We start from the raw sequence: 17,645 nt of genomic DNA, 5'->3' as shown, positions 1-17,645 counted from the left end.
GTGGGGTAATTCGCGAAAAAGCCCAGCGCGGGCGGCCCCAGAATCCGCGAACGTCGAAATGACGCCGTTCGTATCGATCCGGCGTATGCGGCCGTTGCCGGCGTCGGCGATGTACAGGTTGCCGTTGCCGTCGCTGACCACGCCGCTCGCGCCGTTCACTTCCGCGGCGGTCGCCGCGCCGCCGTCGCCGGAGTAGCCCAGCGGCGTTCCGGTGCCGGCGAGCGTGGTGATGACGCCGTCGGCGTCGATCTTGCGCACGCGGTTGTTGTCGATGTCGGCGACATACACGTTGCCGCCACTGGACGCCACGCCGCAGGTGAACCCGAACGGCGCGATGTTCAGTTGCGCGGCGACGGCCGGGCCGCCGTCGCCGCCGTATCCGCGCGTTCCGCTGCCGGCGAAGGCGTTGATGTGGCCGAGGCCACCGGCGGCTCCCTCGCGAGTCACCTTGCGCACATTGTCGTTTGTGGCATCGGCGATGTAGAGCGAATCGCCGTCGAAGAACAGGGCGCACGGCCTGGCCAGCAGCGCCTGGGAGGCGAGGCCGCCGTCGCCCGAGCCGCCGTACACGCCGCCGATGCCGACGACGGTCTGGATGAAGCCGCCGGTATTCACCTTGCGTATCACGCCGTTGCCCGCGTCGGCGATGTAGACGTTTCCCTTGTCGTCGACGGTAATGCTGTCGGGGAAATTCAGCTTGGCGTTGAGCGCTCCGCCGACGTCGCCGCTGTAGCCGATCTCGCCGGTGCCGGCGAACGTGTGGATGATGCCGGCGGTATCGATCTTGTGGACCTTGTTGGAGTTCGGGCCGAGAATCAACAGCAGGTTGCCGGTTTTGTCGAAGGCCATGCTGGTGGCGCAGCCGAGCGCCTCGTCGATGACCGGAAACGCTTCGCGCGGCACGCCGTCCTGGCCGTTGCCGGCGATCGTGGTGATGATGCCCGAGCCATCCACCTTGCGGATTCGATGGTTCGAGCAATCGGCGATGTACAGGTTGCCGGCATTGTCGATGGCCACGGCGTCCGGGTTGTTCAGTTGCGCCGTGTTCGCGGCACCCCCATCGCCCGAATACCCGGCGCTGCCGGTACCTGCGACGGCCGTGATCGTACCGCCGGCATCGACCTTGCGAACCATGTGGTCGGTCGTGCTGGCGATGTAGACGTTGCCGTTCGCATCGGCCGCCACGCCGTAGGGTGTGTGGACACGGGCATGGGTGGCCGGGCCGCCTGTGCCGAGGTCCGCCGTGCCCGCGACGGTGGTGATGATCGGTGTCGGCGAATCGGCGAGGGCGAACCAGGCCAGCGTCACGCCCAAGGCGAGTCCGGCCACGAGCATTGCCCGCCGCCCGTGGTGTCGTGGTATGCGCGCGTGCGATGTTTGTCCTGCGTCGATGTCGTTGATCATCTGTTCCATCCGTTGCCGTTGATGGCCTGCTTTCCCCCGTGCCCGGCGATCGCCCGTTTGCGCGTCGACGATTCCCGATTCGGAATCTCGAACGAGGCCGACGAGCGATCGTGGCGGCAGCCTAGTCGCGCGAGGAAGTCGCTCCAAAATGCCGATGGCTGCGATCGGCTTTGCCGATGGGGAAATGCGAAGGAAGAACCCGGGCTGCGGCACCTTCGCGCAGCGCAGGAATCGCGCGCGAAAAAAGGCCGCTGGTTTTCCAGCGGCCCGAACGACGTCGGATGTCGGGGATCAGAAGTCGTAGTTCACGCCCAGGCGCACGTAGCGCGGCGCGGTCATGCTGACCGGCCGACCGTAGCTGGTGGCGACGTGGCCCGCTTGCTGGTAGATGGCAGACGTCTGGGTGATGTTCTGCTCGTTGAGCACGTTGAACACGGCCACGTTGAAAGCCAGCTTGTGATCGGCGAATTCCGGCCGGTATTCTGCATTGAGGTTGAGCACGTGCGTCCACGGATTGCGCCCCGCATCGCCCGGACGCGAAGGTACGCCGTCGCACCAGTGGTAGTAGGAACCGTAGTAAGGGATTTCCTGGTCCGGGCCGTAATAGCCCAGGCAACTCTTGGGTTTGCCCGATGCGATCTCCACGGTGCCGGATACCATCCATTCCGGCGTGAGCTGGTACATGCCGAACACTTTCAACTGGTGTTTGCGGTCGTTGGCCAGATACCCGTTGGCGAAGCTCTCGAATTGGCCGAAGTCCCAGTCCACCGTCGCGGCGACGTCGGCCTGGCCGAGATCCGAGCGCACCTGACCCTCGCTGTTGCCGTAGCTGCGCGAATAGACGTAGTCGATGCTGGCCGCCCAGGTGCCGTCGAACGGATGGGTGAGGTTGAACATCGCCGCGTAGTAGTTGCGCTTCATCTTCGGCATGCCGAAGTCGGCGGCGGTGACCGGCACCATGATGTAGCCGCCCTTGCCGTCCGATACGCGGTAGACGTTGGTCTTGCCGGGGTTGGACAGGTAACAGCCGTTCAAATCGCCTTCGTCACCCGTGTAGCCGGCGGCGACGGCCTTGGCGTAGATCGTGTCCTGGTCGCAGATGTCGTCCAGCCCGGTATTGAGGCGGCGGTAGATGCCCTTGACGCCGAAGGCCCAGTCGCTGCTCAACTGCTGCTCGAAGCCGAGCACGTATTCGTCCTGATTCTCCGATTTGATGTTCGCCGCGGCCACCGTGTTCGGGTCGGGCGGCTGGCCGTATTCGTTGTTGGCCGAAATCGGCGCTTCGAGGCCCTTGACGGTGTTGATCGGGGTCAGCCCGGTCGGCACGCCCGTGGCCGAATCGATGCCCGTGTAGGTGTAATACTGGCGCGTGTAGATCGAACCGGCCGCGCCGCGCAAGGCCACCGAGGCCGGCATGGCGAGATAGTAGCGGCCGGCATTGCCGTAGACCTTGAGGCTGGAATCGCCGTTCACGTCCCAACTTAAGCCCAGGCGCGGCGCCCATTGCGGGCTGCTCAGGTTCAGGTAGGCGGCACCCGCCGGGTTGTAGTTGGTGAACTGGTCGTTGCGCACGCCGAGTTTCACCAGCCAGCGATCGCTGACCTGCCAACTGTCCTGGAGGTACTGGGCGCGCTGGCGCACCTTGATCGAGGCGGCGGTGACGAAGATGTATTTGTCCACGTAATAGCCGGTCTCGCCGCCCGGATAATTGCCGGGCGCATCGACGAACGGGTTTTCGATGATCGCCGTTGCCGGATCGTTCGTGGCGTATTCCCAGGCGTAGCCGGGTCCCGACATGGACTGCCCGTCGTGGATGTCGTACGACTTCTGGTTGTCGACACCGGCCGACAACGTGTGGTCGCCGAGCTTGTAGCTCAGGTCGATGCGCCAGTTCGAGTTGTAGGAACGATGCAGCGGATCGTCGACGTTGAGGACCGGATTGGAGCCGGACCAGGCTTGGCCGCCGGTGATGGCAGGGTTCTGGCTCGATGCGCCGCTGATGGCCACCGCGCTCGGATCGTAACCGGCGTACGCGGGCAGGCTGGTGCCGTATTTGATCTTCTGCTTGCCCCAGAGCGAGGAGACGGTCAGGTTGTCGGTGATGTAACCCGTGTACTTGAGGATGTCGACCGTCGCCGCCGTGTCGTGCCATTCCGGGTAGTCGTTGAAATCGCCCGTCGTGCGCGTGGCATAGTCGAAGTTGTAGTCCGCCGCTTCGTATTTGTCCTTGCTGGTGACGCGCGTGTACTCGAGGATGTGGTTGTCGGTGATATGCCAGTCGAGCTTCGCGTACAGGCTCGGATCGTGGTAGGTATAAGTGGTGTCGTAGGGCGAGGCGATGCTGCCGACCGAATTGCCCGAGGTGCGGTTGTGCTCGGCGCCGACGAAGAAGAACAGTTTGTCGGGAACGATCGGTCCGCTCACATAAGCATCCTGGACGAGGTTCCAGGAATCGCTCAGCGAACGCGCCTGGTAGATTTTGCCGTCGCGCGAACTGGTGTTGTGCGGGTAGTACCAGTCGGCATACTCGGCGCGGCCGTCTTTCGGCGCCCAGTTCACCTGGCCGCCGAAATGCCAGTCGTTCGAGCCGCGCTTGCCGTTCATGCTGAGTACGCCGCCATCCGAGCGTCCATACTCGGGGCCGTAGCCGCCGAGAATGACTTCTTCCTGCGCGATCGCGCCGTACGGCAGGGTGATGCCGCCGAAGCCGCTGAGCGGATCGGTGGTGTTGAAGCCGTTGATGTAGTAGGCGTTCTCGGTCACGCTCGAACCGCCGAACGAGACCAGGCGCGTGCCGGTCGGGCCGGTGAAGTACGAACTGCCCTGGGTCGTGCCGGGAGCGAGCAAAGCGACCGCTTCCGCGCTGCGCGCCACGGGCAGCTTGGCCAGTTCCACCGAGGTGAACACCGAGCGCGAATCGACCGAGCTGACGTCGATGGCCGGCGTCGCGCTGGCGGTGACGGTCAACCCTTCCAGGGTCTGTGTTTCCGCCTGCGCGACGAACACGACCTGGGTACCCGAACTGGCGAGCAGCAGCACGTCCTTGCGCGTTTCCACATCCTTGCCGTTGTCGCGATAGGTGATGTCGTAGTTGCCGATCGGCGCATCGATGTTGAAGCGGCCGTTGGCGTCCACGGCCACCTCGCGGCGGAACCCGCCGTTGTTCGACAACACGACCGTATGGCCCGCGCCGCTCGGCACGGTGCCGTAGACCGTGCCCGTGGTCGACTGGGCGTGAGCCGTGCCGCAGGCCAGCGCCGCGCCGAGGGCGAGCGCGAACGAGGTTCGCTTGAGTGTGCGGATTGCGTGGTGTTTCTTCATCTGGATCGTCTCCATGGTTTCTCGGGACAAAAAAAGCAGGTGGCGCTTACGCACCTGCGCCAGCAGAAAGGCCCGCAGCAATGGCGGGCCCCGGCAGTCGGGGCTTGCGAATCGACGGGAAACGAGGCGGATCGTCCGCAGGCAGAAACATCACCGGCGCGATCAGGCGGTATCCCACGCAGGGAATCGTTTCGATGTAGCGCGGCGCGCTGCGGGCGTCGCCGAGCGCTCTTCGCAGTTTGGCGATCGCGACGCGGATCGAGATGTGGTGCGATTCACCGTCCTTCCCCCACACCTGCCGCAGCAAATGCGCGTGCGACATCGTCTCGCCGCGATGACGAACCAGCTCGATCAGCAGGGTCATGTCCTTGGCGATGAGCCTCGCGGTTCCCTGCCGGGTCGCGATGCGAAGCGCGCCGACGTCGACGAGGTGATCGCCGATCTGCAAACGCAGGCCGGGCCGAAGCCGCAGTTCCTCGAACAATTGCCGGCCCGGTATCGTCGTTTGTGCTGCCGGGAATGTTCCCGAATCGCCGTTCATCCTGTCCGCCCTCGTTGTGGATAAATTTTTGTTTCCTCGTGCGACGCTCGTCCCTTTTGCACATCGGCGATCGTCGAGGCAGAATTCGCGCGGGTGTCGGCTTGCTGGCGTCTCACACGGATTGCTCTGGGGTAGCGATCGCGACGGCAGCCTAGGCGTGGGTCCGGGCTGCTCCAAAACGCCGATATCGGCGATCGGTCGTACCGATGGGGAAGGTCATGAAGGCAGAACTGGAGCTACGGCATCTTCGCGTGTTCGTCACGGTGGTCGAGACGGGCGCGCATTCGCGCGCGGCGCGGGCGCTCGGCATCTCGCAGTCGACGGTGTCCGAAACGTTGAGCGCGCTGGAACGCGCCTTGGGGACGCCGGTATTCCGCAAGACGTCCAAGGGTTCGACGTTGACTGCGGCGGGCGAAACCCTGCTCGGCTACGCGCGGCGTACGCTGGCCACGACGAACGAGATGGTCGACGAATTGGCCAGGCTTTCGGGCGACATCCGCGCCACGCTCGTCGTTGCCGCCGTCGAGTCGATCAGCACCTACGTGTTGCCGGCGTGTCTGGCGACTCTGCGCCGGCGCTGGCGCAAGACGCGCATCGAAGTCATCACCGCCACCTGCAGCGAGATTCGCGAAAGCGTCGCGCAGGGCAAGAGCGATCTCGGCGTGCTGGTGGAGGCGGACACGGGATCAGCGGACGACTGCGTGCTGGCGCGAGCGCGTCTGACGATCTGCGCATCGCCGTCGCATCCGCTGCTGCGGCACGGCGCCACGCCGGATCAACTCGGCCGATGCGATTTTTACATGAGCGACGCCGCGGGAAATTTCCACGATCTGCTGCGGCACTATTTCGACGCCGCCGGGCTTGCGCTGCCGCGCATCCAGGCGCTGGGCACGATCGAAGCGGTGAAGCGGGGCATCGGCGCGGTGGGAGGGACTGCGGTCGGACTCTTGCCTGCGTACACGGTTACCCGTGAGTTCGCCGAGCGCAGCCTCGCGGAAATCGTCGCGCATCCGCCGCTGCCGCTGCTCGCCTGCCGCGCGGTACTTGCCCGCGGACGCCGCTCGCCGATCGTGAACGAGCTGATCGCGGATTCTGAGGAAGATGCCGCTGCCCGGAGAAAGCGCGACGAAGTGAACGGCCCTGCGGTCTTTCGGCGAATCGAACGCACAAACCGCAGGCGCAGGCATCCGCGCTTGAATTCCATGAACAGCCAAGCGCAGTTTCGCCGCGAAGAACGCACAAGGCGCAAAAAATCCGCTCAAGTCTTCTTTGCATTTTTTGCGTCCTTCGCGGCGAAAAATTCTTCTTCATGAGGTCCGCAACTGCGGTTCAATCGGGCATTCGTTGCACCGACCGCGGCAACACGAGCATCGCGGCCCGTCCCTGCGCCAGCGCGGCGAGCGCCCACGCATTGTCCTGCCCGGTCAGAGCATGCCGGGCCCCGCTCATGCACCCGCGCTGCTGCCCGCCAGCATGCACAACACGAGGGCATCGTGCGCGCGAATCGTGATCGCGACATGCGCGCGCGATTCGAAATCTGCTGAAGCAGAGGGCGATTCGTTGCTGACGCGCGCGTGATTCCGGTCCGGCCTGCATGCCAGCGCGATCGCGCACAGAAGCGCGCCGAGCAAGGCGAGCATCCCTTGCGACAACGTCGGCGCGGGCGTGACGCCGCCCGGCGTCACGGCCGCAGTCGCGGTCGCGGTGATGACGAACGTGTAGGTCGGCGCAAGCCCGTCGTCGCTCGCGATCGTGATCGTCGCGGTCTGGGCGCCGACGGCGCTCGCATCGAAGCGCACGTTGAACGACGCGCTCGCGTGCGCCGGGATCGTGCCCGTGCCGCCCGAGACCGTGAACGCGGGATTGCTGCTCGTGATCGAGCTGACGATCAGGTCGCCGTCTGCCTGCGGCGCGGCACGGCCGCGGGCCTGCGTCTGCGCGCCGGGCGGCAGGCTCGATTCGTCCGCGAAGGTGTTGTCGATCGTGAAAGCGTGCGTGACCGGAATGCCGACCGGCGTCGAGCCGAAGTCGGTGCCGTCGGCCGCACTCGGCGTGGTGTCGCCGTTGGCGATGCCGCGCACGCTGATCGTGCCGGTCCGCTCGAGCGTCGAATGGAAATTCGCGACGACGGACTTGTTCGCGGTGACATCGCTCAGCGTGCAGCTCGCGCCGCTGCAGTCGCCGCTGAAGGCGTCGAAGGCGAAGTCGGCATTGGCCGTCGCGGTGCAGGTGCTGTCGCCGCCCGATGTCACCGGATTCGGGGTGCAGGTCACCGTGCCGGCGCCGGCCGGATTGGAAGTCGTGGCGATAGCATACGAATTGACGGTCGCGCATTCCACCACGATGTTCGTCACGTTCGCGCCGGACACCGTGCCGCTGGCGCCGTTCGTGACCGTGCACGTCTGCGACGGCGACGTCGGTTGCGCGTTCACGACGATGGTGTAGCTTTCGCCATCCGCAACCGACGTCGGGAACGTGAAGCCGCCGTTGGCGTTGACGGACACGGCTTGCTCGTAGTTGTTGAAACCGATGAAGAGCCCCGTGCCCACCAAGCCCGATACGCTGCCGCCCACCGTGTGGCTGACGATCTCCACGGCGCCGATGTCGCAATGCACGCCCTGGGGACGAACGATGCCGCGCTGATCGGTGCCGGGGCAGGCGACATCGTCGCCGGCGTCGATGACCAGACTGGCGTTGGCCGGCAACAGGGTCTGGGTGAAACCGCCGTTGTCGGCGAGCGCGCCGAGCTTGGGGTCGTAGTCGATATTGCCGCCGCCGTCGCTGCCGAGCGTCGCGTCCCAGTTCACGCCGCTGCCGTGCGAGCCCTGCACGATGCTGTGGCCGATCGTCGGCGTGGCCTGCGCGTTGTAGATTTCCGGCGCTGCCACCGAGGCGGTGTCGCCCCACAGGATCGCGTTGGTCAGCGTCGGGCCGACGTGGCTGCCCAACTCGCCCGCGTTGAAGATCGCGCCGCCGTAGTTGCCGGCGCTGTTGCCGCTGAACGTGACGTTGGTCAAGATCGGGCTGCTGGTGCCGTTGCTGATGCCGGAGTCGTAGATCGCGCCGCCGCTTTGATCGGCGCTGTTGCCGCTGAACGTGACGTTGGTCAGGGCCGGGCTGCTGACGCCGCCGTCGTTGCCGTCGTTGACGATCGCGCCGCCGTATTTGGCGCTGTTGCCGCTGAGAGTCACATTGGTCAGGGTCGGGCTGCTGGCGCCGCTGCTGCTGCCGTCGTCGAAGATCGCGCCGCCTTCTTTCGCGGTGTTGTTGCGCAGTGCGACATCGGTCAGGGACGGGTTGCTGGCGCCGCCGTCGTCGCCGTTGTTGTAGATCGCGCCGCCGAATGCGGCGTGGTTGCCGCTGAACACGAGATGGCTCAGCGAGGGACTGCATTCGTGGCCGGCGCCCGCGCCATTGCAGTACAGGCCGCCGGCGAAATCGAGTGGGTATTGGTCGGCATCCGCGTCGGCGTTGCCGCCGCTGACGGTGAAGCCGTCGAGCACGGTCGATGCGGTGACGGTGCCTGCCGCGGTCGTCCCGTCGATGACGACGACGTGCAGGCTGTTGCTGCCGGCGATCGCCGTGGTATCGGCATCGATGCCGTCGGCGTCGACACTGTCGTTGCCGTCGATGTCGCCCGAGAGCACGGTGGGATGGGCCGCGACGTTCGCGGCGCGATCGGCGTCGGTCGTCGGATCGTAGCCGGACGCCTCGTTGCCGGCGAATCCGCCGTAAACCTTCATGCCGGGCGGAACGACGAAGTAAACCGAACGCTCCGCGCCGGTGACGTTGTTCGCGTCGGCAGGAACGACGGGTTTGTACACGCCTTTGGCGACCCAGACGCTCGCGCAGCTCAGGTTGCGCAGCGCGAACTGCAGATCGGTGTACGCATCGGCCCAGGACGTGCCGTCGTTTCGGCCGCTGGCGGAAGCCCAGACGTAGCAGCGCGCACGGCTGCCGGCCTGCACGACTTCGACCGCGCCGATGTCGCAGGCCGTGCCCTGCGGACGTACGATGCCGCGCTCGTCGTCGGCCGCGGCGCAACTGCCGGCGTCGATCGCGGCGCTGCCGCTGCCGGGCAGCAAGGTCGGCGCGGCGCCGCCGTTGTCGGCGATCGGGCCGAGTTTCGGGTCGGCGTCGAGATTGCCGCCACCGTCGCTGCCGAGCGTCGCGTCCCAGCCCGCGCCGCTGCCGTGCGACGCTTGCAGAATGCTGTGGTCGAACGTCGCGGTCGCGGTCGAATAGTTGCGGATCTCCGGATAGGCCAACCCGCTCGCGTCGCCCCAGAGGATGGAATTGCTCAGCGTGAGGTGACACCCGCCGAAATTGTAGATCGCGCCGGCGTAGTCGCCGGCGCCGTTGCCGTTGAAGGTGACGTTCGTGAGCGCGGGATTGCAGACGCCGTCGCCGCCGTAGTTGAACATCGCGCCGGCGTAGCCGCCGCCGAAGTTGCTGCTGAAGGTGACGTTGACGAGCGTCGGGCTGGTGGTACCGGGCGAATTGTTGCCGGCGCTGTTGTTCCACATCGCGCCGCCGGAGATGTCGGCGCGGTTGTGGTCGAAGGTGACGGCGGCCAGCGAGGGGCTGCTGACGCCGCCGCTTTCGCCATCGTCGTAGAGCGCGCCGCCGTAGTAGCTGGCGTAGTTGCCGATGAAGCTGACGTGGGTCAGCGTCGGGCTGCATTCGTGGCCGGCGCCCGCGCCCATGCAGTAGAGGCCGCCGGCGAGATCGAGCGGATCGCTGCTGCCGTCGGCGTCGCCGCCGCTGATCGTGACGCCGTCGATCATCGTCGATGCCGTCGCCGTGCCGGCCGCGGTGGTGCCGTCGATCACGACGACGTGATAGCTGTTGCTGCCGGCGATCTTGGTCGTGTCGGTATCGATGCCGTTGGCGTCGACCGCGTCGTTGCCGTCGATGTCGCCCGAGAGCACGCTGCGGTTGGCCGCGATGTTCGCGGCGCGGTTCGGGTCGGTGGCCGGGTCGTAGACGACGCTCTCGCTGCCGGCGAAGCCGCCGTACACCTGCATGCCCGGTCGCACGCGGAAGCCGATCTGGCGCTCGCCGTCGGTGACGGCGTTGAGGTCGGCCGGGACGACCGGCTTGTACACGCCTTTGGCGATCCAGACCACGCCGCAGCCGCCGTCGTTCAAGGCGTATTCGAGTTCGGTATAGGCGTTCGCCCACGACGTGCCGTCGTTCGCGCCGGTCGCGCCGCCATTGACGAAACACAAGGTGCTGACGGCGTGCGCCGACGGCGCGGCGACGAGCAGCAGGAGGAAGGTGAGCAGCGTGGATGTCGGGCGGCGCATGGATTTTCTCGAAGCTGAGGTTTTACTGGGTGGAATCTTTTTTCCGATCGTTCGTTCGATCATCGACGCAAGAGCGCCCCCTTCCGGCTGCCGCCACCTTCCCCTGCGCGCAGCGGGACCGTTTCTTATCCTTCCCCCGCGAGGCGCGGGGGAAGGTGCCCCGCGTGGCGGAAGGGGGCGCTTTTCGTTGCGAGCACTTGCATCGAACATGATCTAGCGCCGGCGCCGGCGCTTGCCCGCCAACACGAGCAGCGCGGCGAGCAGCGCGAGGGCGCGCAAGCCGAGCGCGGGCGCCGAGGCGACTTGCGCCGTCGCCGTCGTCGCTTTCTGCGCCGAACAACTCGCCGTGCTGCCGTCGTTGATGCCGGCGCAGGTCCAGGTCCACGGGCCGCTGCCGACGACCGCGCTGGCGAGGCCGGCGCTGCACAGGTGGGTCGGCGTCGAGATCAGCGTCTGGCCGTTGTCGCTGCCGCAGGTTCCGTTGACCGCCGCAGCGGAGAACGTGATGGCGACGACGCAGTCCGCGGTCACGGCCGCCGTCGTGTATACATTTCCACTGAGGCTGCCGCCGCAGCCGGTGGCGCTCGCGATCGCATAGCCCGGGTCGGGTATCAGGGTCAGCGACGCGGTCTTGCCGACGTCGACCAGTTGTTGCGCCGGATCGGCCTGGCCGCCGCCGGTGATCTGCGTGGTGACGCCCCAGGTCTGGATGTTGGCCGAGCAACTGGCAGTGGCGCCGCCGTCGCTGCCCGTGCACGACCAGTTCCACGGATGCCCGCTGCCGGTCACGGCGCTCGCGGTGCCGGCGCTGCACAGGTTCGTCGGCGCCGCAGCGAGCACCTTGCCGTCGTCGCTGCCGCAGACGCCGTCGGTTCCCACCGCGTCGACGACGAGCGTCGCGCTGGCTTCGCTCGCGGCGAAGTCGGGGTCGGTCGCGGCGTTGACGAATTTCGCCGTGATCGTGCGCGTGCCGGCGCTGACCGGCGTGAGCGGGCAGTAGCCGCTGTTCTGGCCGGGGTAGGGCGAGTACACCGCGAAGCTGCAGGAAACCTCGCCGTCGCTGACGGTGATCGTGCCGGAAGTCCTCGCATTCGCATCGATCAGCGAAGCGACCGAGACCAGAACGTCCACGGAGTTGCCGAGCGCAATCGAGCCCGAGTCGGTGCCGAGCGTGACGCTCAGCGCGGTCGGCGCCGGGAAGACCGTCAGCGTTCCCGCATTGTCGTTGGTGTAGGGGTTGTGGTTCGCATCGCCCGTGTAGTTCAGGCGCAGCGTGAACACGCCGGCATTGCCCATTTTCTCGCTGGAAATGCACGGCGTGTAGCCGAAGCCGGAAAGTGTCGAAGCGCAGTAATCGTTGCCGCTGCCGACGGGTTCGAGGCTCACCGTCCCGGTCGGCGCATAGCCCTGCGAAAACGACAGGCCCAGCGCGACGAAATATTGTCCGACGAACACCGGCGGGATGTCGCTCATGGCCACTGTCGGCGAGGCGGGGATGACCGGGTAGTCCACGCTCGTCCACTCGGTGTGGTCGTCGCCGTTGTAGTTGGAATCGCCCGAGTAGAGGACGACGTAGTGATAGCTGTATACCGGCGGCCGGTAGCCGTCGGCGTAGGTGCAGGTCTGTACCGCCTGGTTCGTGTCGATGGGGCTGTGCAGGCAGGCGTAGTGGTAGTGGGCGTCGTCGTCGAGGAAGGCGATCGAGAACGTGCCGGTGGGCACGGGGTCGGCATTGCTCGCCGCGTAGATGCGCACGTAGAACGTCGGCTGCACGCCGTAGATTTGCGGCGTCGCCGCCGGCGCGATCGACATGACGACGAGCGGATCCGCCTTCGCGAACAGCGGCGTGGCGGCCAGCAGCATCAGCAACCCGGTCAGCGCGCGCAGCAGCGACAGGCACGGGTTTTTCCGCCACGCCGGCCGGATTCGTGCGCCTGTCGCCGTTGCTTGCGGTATCGAAGTTTTCGTTGCGTGCATCGGCATCGCGGTGTCCTCGTTGCGGCGGGTTCGGGTAGACTCGTGCGCAGCGCCGGGGGGACGGCGGCCGCGAACGCAATCGCACAAGGCGCATTGCGTCCGTTTTCCAGTTACGCAATCGAGGGCGGGGAGCCATCACGCGATGCGCGCGGACAACGTCACCGACCTGCTCGAAGCCTGGCGCGCGGGCGACGAGACCGCGCCGCGCGCGCTCGCCGACCTGGTCTACGCCGACCTGCACGCGATGGCGTCGCGGCGCCTCGCCGGCGGCGCGCGGCCGTTGCAGACCACCGAACTCGCGCACGAAGCCTGCCTGCGCCTGCTGCAGAAGCCGCTCGATGCGGTCGACCGCGTGCATTTTTTCCGCACCGTCGCGCTGGCTTTGCGCCAGGTACTGGTCGATGCGTTGCGCCACGATTTCGCGGAAAAGCGCGGCGGCGGCCGCAGCGAAGTCAGCCTCGACGCCGCCGCCGACATCGCCGTCGCCGGGCCTGAGGAATGGTTCGCGATCGAACGCGCGCTGGGCGAACTGGAAGCGCTCGACGCGCGCAAATGCCGCGTCGTCGAAATGTCGCTGCTGCTGGGCCTTGCGCAGGATGAAATCGCGCGGACCCTCGGCATTTCGGTGCCCACGGTCGAACGCGACCTGCGCTTCGCGCGCGCATGGCTGCGCGAACGCTTGGGATGAAAGCTTCCGTGATGGCTGAGCGCGCGGTTCTGCGTATCCAGGATTCGACAGGCTTGCGAGGTTCCCTTGGACAGTTCACGCTTCTCGCGCATCGAAACGCTGTTCCATGCCGCGCTGGAAAAACCGCCGCAGGAGCGGCGCGATTTCCTGACCACGCAGGAGCACGACACGCAGATCGTCGCCGAGGTCGAGCGGCTGCTGGCCCGGCACGCGCAGGACCCGGGGTTCCTCGATGACGCGCTCGATGCGGTGACGGCGCTGCCCGCGCCGGCGCAGACGCAGGTCGGCCCGTATCGCATCCTCGGCGAACTCGGCGCCGGCGGCATGGGCGCCGTGTTTCTCGCCGAGCGCCTGCTCGGCGACACGCCGCAGAAGGTCGCGCTCAAATTGATCCGCGGCATTCCGACCGTCGCCTCGCGCGAGCGCCTCGCGCGCGAACGCGCGCTGCTCGCCGAACTCAATCATCCGAACATCGCGCGTCTGCTCGACGCGGGCGAAACGAGCGATCGCACGCCGTACCTGGCGATGGAATACGTCGAGGGCGCGCCGCTGCTGGCGTACTGCGACGAACGCGCGCTCGATCTTCCCGCGCGCCTGCGCTTGTTCGTGCAGCTGTGCCGCGCCGCGCAGCACGCGCATCAACGCCTGATCGTGCATCGCGACATCAAGCCGGCGAACATCCTCGTGCGCGAGGACGGCACGCCCGTGCTGCTCGACTTCGGCATCGGCAAGCTCATCGATCCCGGCGCCGACGAACACGGCGGGACGCGGGCGTTCACGCCCGCCTACGCCGCGCCCGAGCAGCGCAGCGGCGGGCGCGTGACCACCGCGACCGACGTCTACGGCCTCGGCGGCGTGCTGCACGAGCTCGTCAGCGGACGTTCGCTCGGCGAAACGCGCGTGGACGACCGCGTGACGCGCCCGAGCGCGGCCGCGCGCGATCCGGCGCGCGCGCGCCTGCTGCGCGGCGACCTCGACAACATCGCGATGAAGGCGCTGGACGTCGAACCCGAACGCCGCTACGTCTCGGCCGAGGCGCTGGCCGAGGACGTCGAAAACCACCTGCGCGGCCGCCCCGTCGCCGCGCATGCGCCGACGCGCTGGTACCGCGCCGGAAAATTCATCCGCCGCCACCGCGGCGGCGTGACCGCGACCGCCCTGCTCACGCTGGCCGTGTTCGCCGCATTGGCCGTGGCGACGTGGCAGGCGCACCTCGCCCGCCAGCAGGCCGCGCGCGCCGACGCGGTGCGCGACTTCGTGGTCTCCCTGTTCGAATCGGCCGGCGCGGACCTGCCGCTCGACAAGCGCCCGACCACGCAGGACATCGTCGACCGGGCGGCGCGGCAACTGCCCGGTCGCAGCGATCTTTCCGACGCCCTGCGCGTCGACCTGCTGCTGACCCTGGCGAAAGTCGCGCGCAGCGTCGGCGCGACCGCGCAGGGCCTCGCCCTGCTCGACGCCGCTGCGCCCGCGCTCGCGCGCCTGTACGGCCCCGCCGATGCGCCGTGGTGGAACGCGCGAATCCTGCGCGCGGGCAGCCTCGTCGATGCGAACCGCAATGCCGACGCCTTGGCCGTGCTCGATCCGCTGCGCGACAAGTTGATCGAACGCGACGACGGCATCGGCATCGACGGTCTCATCGTTCTCGGCACCGCGCTCAGCCATGCGGGCAAGGAAGAGGATGGCCTCGCGCTGCTGCACCGCGCGCGCGAACTCGCCTCGCACGATGCGGCCAAGCATCCCGAAAAACTGCTCGACGCGGCGATCCGCGAAAGCGGCGGCCTGATCGACGCGCACCGCTTCCGCGACGGCATCGACGCGGCCGATGCCGCGCTCGCGCTGTGGCGCAAGCTCGGCGCACCGCCGAGCCAGGGCATTATCGCGTTGTATCAATCCATCGCGATCGGCGCGGAAGCCGTCGGCGACATGGCGCGCGCGGAGGCGGCGTACAAAGACGCGATCGCCTACGCCGACCAGTTCTTCGACAAGCCCAACGCGGCGAGCGCGTGGAACGTCGGCATGTACGGAACGTTCCTGATCGCGCAAGGCCGCCTTGCCGAAGCCGAGCCCTGGGCGCGGCGCGGACTCGAGATGCGCCGCGCGGTCTTCGGCGACGCCGATCCGCGCACGCTCTACGGCGTCGCCGGCATGGGCAAGCTTTATCTCGGCGAGCGCAAGTTCGCCGAGGCCGCGCAATGGTTCGGACAAGGCGTGGACACCTGCCGCAAGGCCGCGATCGACGACAACGTCTGCCCGCGCCTGCTCGCGTTCCGGGCGCGCGCATGGAGCGGCCTGGCGCGCTTCGACGACGCCGAACGCGATCTGCGCGAGGCGCTCGAGTTGCAGAAGAAACGCACGGGCGATGCGAGCCCGGCCTACGCCTTCATCCTCGACATGCTCGTCGTCGCGCAGGCGCAGGGCGGCAAGTACGAAGCCGCCATCGCCTCGGCGGACCGCGTGCTCGCGATCGACAAACAGGTCAAGGGAGCGATGCTGCAATCGGAGTTGACCACGCGCTACTGGCGCGCGTCCGCGCTGTTCGCGCTCCGGCGTGTCGACGAGGCGTCGAACGAAATGATCGACATCGAACCGAAGTACGCCGCCGCCGCGCCGAAAGGCGTGCAGCGCTTCAACATGCTCGCCCTGAAGGCGCGCGCGCTCGCCGCCGCGGGACGTTCCCGCGAAGCGGCCGACGCGGCGCAGGCCGCGGTCGATTACGATGCCGCGAACGATGCCAGACATCCCGACCAGATCGCGGAAATGCAGCGCATCGCCGCAGCCGGCCATGCCGCGCCGCCCGCACCATCGCAGCGCTGACAGGCGGCTTTTTGCCGGTCATGCCCGTGCCTTGCCTTGTAGGGCGCAATAAGCGCAGCGCATTGCGCCGGGCATTGTCACAACGCCGGATCCCCACTCGACGCGCGTTGCGCTCTCGCCCTTCGGGCCTGATCGGATGCTGCCAATCAAGCGGCGCAATGCGCTGCGCTTATTGCGCACTACTTGTTACGTCATTCCCGCCACACGTAAAAAAGCACCGGCCATGCCGGCGCCTTGCCTTGTCGCTCGTGCAACCGCAATCGCGGTTACGGTACCTGGCAGCAGCTCACGTTCTCATGGACCTCATACGCCGTAGTAGTCGACAGATTTCTCCAACCGCACCATGGAAAGGCGATGAGGCCCGATCCGTTGGAAACGATGTTGGCATTGTTCTCGTTCCAGCAAAACGTGGCGACCGCCGTGTAGCCGGACGGGCAGGTCGTATCAATGAAGTGATAGCCACTGAAATTGGCCGCGACAGAATAGTTTTGCTGTGTTCCCGTCGTGCAATTCAACGCCGTGGCCGGCGCGGCGGAGAAATAGCCGAAATAGTCGAGGATCACCTGGGCCGTGCCGCCGCCGCCGGTGAGCACTTCGAAATCGTAGTGGCTGGTGGAGCTGTTCACCGCCGTGGAGATGACGCCCGCGTTCGCCGCCTGCACGTTGGCGCCGAACTGATACCAGTTCACCCAACTGGTAATGCCGGTGCTGCCGTACGAGCGCACGGTGAGAAAGCCGGCCGCGGTGGGGCTGGCGATGGTGACGTTGACGGCGATGGCGGGCTCTCCGGCGCCCGGCAGGACGCATGACGAACTGCCGCCATAGGTGCCGCCGCCATAGTAGGTATCGTATACGCGAGCGGTCGAACCGATCGCGCCACCGGTCACGCGCGTGTCGATCCAGCGGCACGGCGTCATCGGGGTGAAGACGAGGTCGTAGCTGCTGCTGCCCAGGGCCTCGGTGGTGTCCTCGGCGCTGGACGCATGGCCCGCGGCAGAAGTGCTGGCGGACACCTTGGCCGCGGCGGCCTGTTGCTGTGCCGCGTTGGCTTGGGACAGCGCCTGATCCAGTGTGGAGATCGAGGTGCTCATGCCGCTCAGCGCGCTGCTCGGCGTGTTGTAGAGCGTGCCGAGCAGGTTGGTGCGCCAGTCGTCGCCGAGGCTCTTGGCCTTGGCGTCGGCGGCGACGTTCTGCGCGATCGTGTTGGCCAGTTGCACGCGCGCCTGCGCTTCGGCGAGCTGGGCGGCGTTGAGCTTGTACTTGCTCGCCGATGCCGGCCGGGCGGAGCCGGACGTCACCGGTGCCGATGCGGTAGTATTTTGCGCGAGGGCGCCCGCGCTGAGGCACAAACCGGCCGCGAGGGCCAAAACGAGTTGGGATCGACGGAATTTCATGGGGCTGGCTCCTTTCAGGTGTTGGAAAACAGGAAAGCGACTCGGTGACACGGCCGTCGCTGGTACGCCCACGCTTGCGGCTTGTTCCAGCGGATGGATGTTCTCGATCGAGCGGGCGCCACGCCGCTCTCGTTTGATAACTACGCAATACGGCGCGGCAACCCATCACGCGATCGAAAAAAAACCGGATCCGG

General features: G+C 67.0%; 10 protein-coding genes and 1 pseudogene. 5 read left to right on the top strand and 6 right to left on the bottom strand.

The window, feature by feature from the left end; genetic code table 11:
- Positions 1 to 58 precede the first annotated feature (58 nt).
- Together QM741_RS13010 and QM741_RS13005 are read left to right on the top strand one after the other, a co-directional pair.
- Positions 59 to 196: a hypothetical protein gene (locus QM741_RS13010; RefSeq protein WP_415208104.1), complete on the top strand. Its 138-nt coding sequence runs from the start codon at positions 59 to 61 to the stop codon at positions 194 to 196.
- A 75-nt stretch (positions 197 to 271) separates the two neighbouring features.
- On the top strand, positions 272 to 484 hold the full coding sequence (locus QM741_RS13005) for a hypothetical protein (protein ID WP_415208103.1): 213 nt from the start codon (positions 272 to 274) through the stop codon (positions 482 to 484).
- Between the two features lie 506 nt (positions 485 to 990).
- Here QM741_RS13005 and QM741_RS13000 read toward each other — a convergent pair.
- The 3 genes and pseudogenes from QM741_RS13000 to QM741_RS12990 all read right to left on the bottom strand — a co-directional run.
- Positions 991 to 1,134 (bottom strand): annotated as a pseudogene (locus QM741_RS13000) (hypothetical protein); the annotation flags it as partial.
- Between the two features lie 561 nt (positions 1,135 to 1,695).
- Positions 1,696 to 4,740 carry a TonB-dependent receptor gene (locus QM741_RS12995; RefSeq protein ID WP_415208102.1) on the bottom strand — a complete coding sequence of 1,015 codons (3,045 nt, stop codon included), beginning with the start codon at positions 4,738 to 4,740 and terminating at the stop codon, positions 1,696 to 1,698.
- Positions 4,741 to 4,771: 31 nt separating this feature from the next.
- Positions 4,772 to 5,266: a winged helix-turn-helix domain-containing protein gene (locus QM741_RS12990; RefSeq protein ID WP_415208101.1), complete on the bottom strand. Its 495-nt coding sequence runs from the start codon at positions 5,264 to 5,266 to the stop codon at positions 4,772 to 4,774.
- A gap of 218 nt (positions 5,267 to 5,484) precedes the next feature.
- Here QM741_RS12990 and QM741_RS12985 point away from each other — a divergent pair, with 218 nt between their 5' ends.
- Positions 5,485 to 6,579 carry a LysR family transcriptional regulator gene (locus QM741_RS12985; RefSeq protein WP_415208100.1) on the top strand — a complete coding sequence of 365 codons (1,095 nt, stop codon included), beginning with the start codon at positions 5,485 to 5,487 and terminating at the stop codon, positions 6,577 to 6,579.
- A 132-nt stretch (positions 6,580 to 6,711) separates the two neighbouring features.
- Here QM741_RS12985 and QM741_RS12980 read toward each other — a convergent pair whose 3' ends face one another.
- Positions 6,712 to 10,575: a choice-of-anchor Q domain-containing protein gene (locus QM741_RS12980; protein WP_415208099.1), complete on the bottom strand. Its 3,864-nt coding sequence runs from the start codon at positions 10,573 to 10,575 to the stop codon at positions 6,712 to 6,714.
- Positions 10,576 to 10,788: 213 nt separating this feature from the next.
- The gene (locus tag QM741_RS12975) at positions 10,789 to 12,558 is read right to left on the bottom strand and encodes a hypothetical protein (protein WP_415208098.1); all 1,770 of its coding nucleotides are present in this window, start codon (positions 12,556 to 12,558) and stop codon (positions 10,789 to 10,791) included.
- Positions 12,559 to 12,694: 136 nt separating this feature from the next.
- On the opposite strand from QM741_RS12975, the gene QM741_RS12970 reads away from it, so the two are divergent.
- Together QM741_RS12970 and QM741_RS12965 are read left to right on the top strand one after the other, a co-directional pair.
- The gene (locus QM741_RS12970; protein WP_415208097.1) at positions 12,695 to 13,240 is read left to right on the top strand and encodes an ECF-type sigma factor; all 546 of its coding nucleotides are present in this window, start codon (positions 12,695 to 12,697) and stop codon (positions 13,238 to 13,240) included.
- A gap of 66 nt (positions 13,241 to 13,306) precedes the next feature.
- The gene (locus tag QM741_RS12965; RefSeq protein ID WP_415208096.1) at positions 13,307 to 16,057 is read left to right on the top strand and encodes a protein kinase domain-containing protein; all 2,751 of its coding nucleotides are present in this window, start codon (positions 13,307 to 13,309) and stop codon (positions 16,055 to 16,057) included.
- A 266-nt stretch (positions 16,058 to 16,323) separates the two neighbouring features.
- Here the strand turns inward: QM741_RS12965 and QM741_RS12960 are convergent, their stop codons facing one another.
- The gene (locus QM741_RS12960) at positions 16,324 to 17,451 is read right to left on the bottom strand and encodes a hypothetical protein (RefSeq protein ID WP_415208095.1); all 1,128 of its coding nucleotides are present in this window, start codon (positions 17,449 to 17,451) and stop codon (positions 16,324 to 16,326) included.
- Positions 17,452 to 17,645 lie beyond the last annotated feature (194 nt).

Origin of the sequence: Rudaea sp. (genome assembly GCF_047601565.1) — a bacterium.
Classification (GTDB): domain Bacteria; phylum Pseudomonadota; class Gammaproteobacteria; order Xanthomonadales; family Rhodanobacteraceae; genus Rudaea.
Note: the sequence above shows the minus strand (reverse complement) of the source record. Positions and strands in the feature narration are given on the sequence as shown.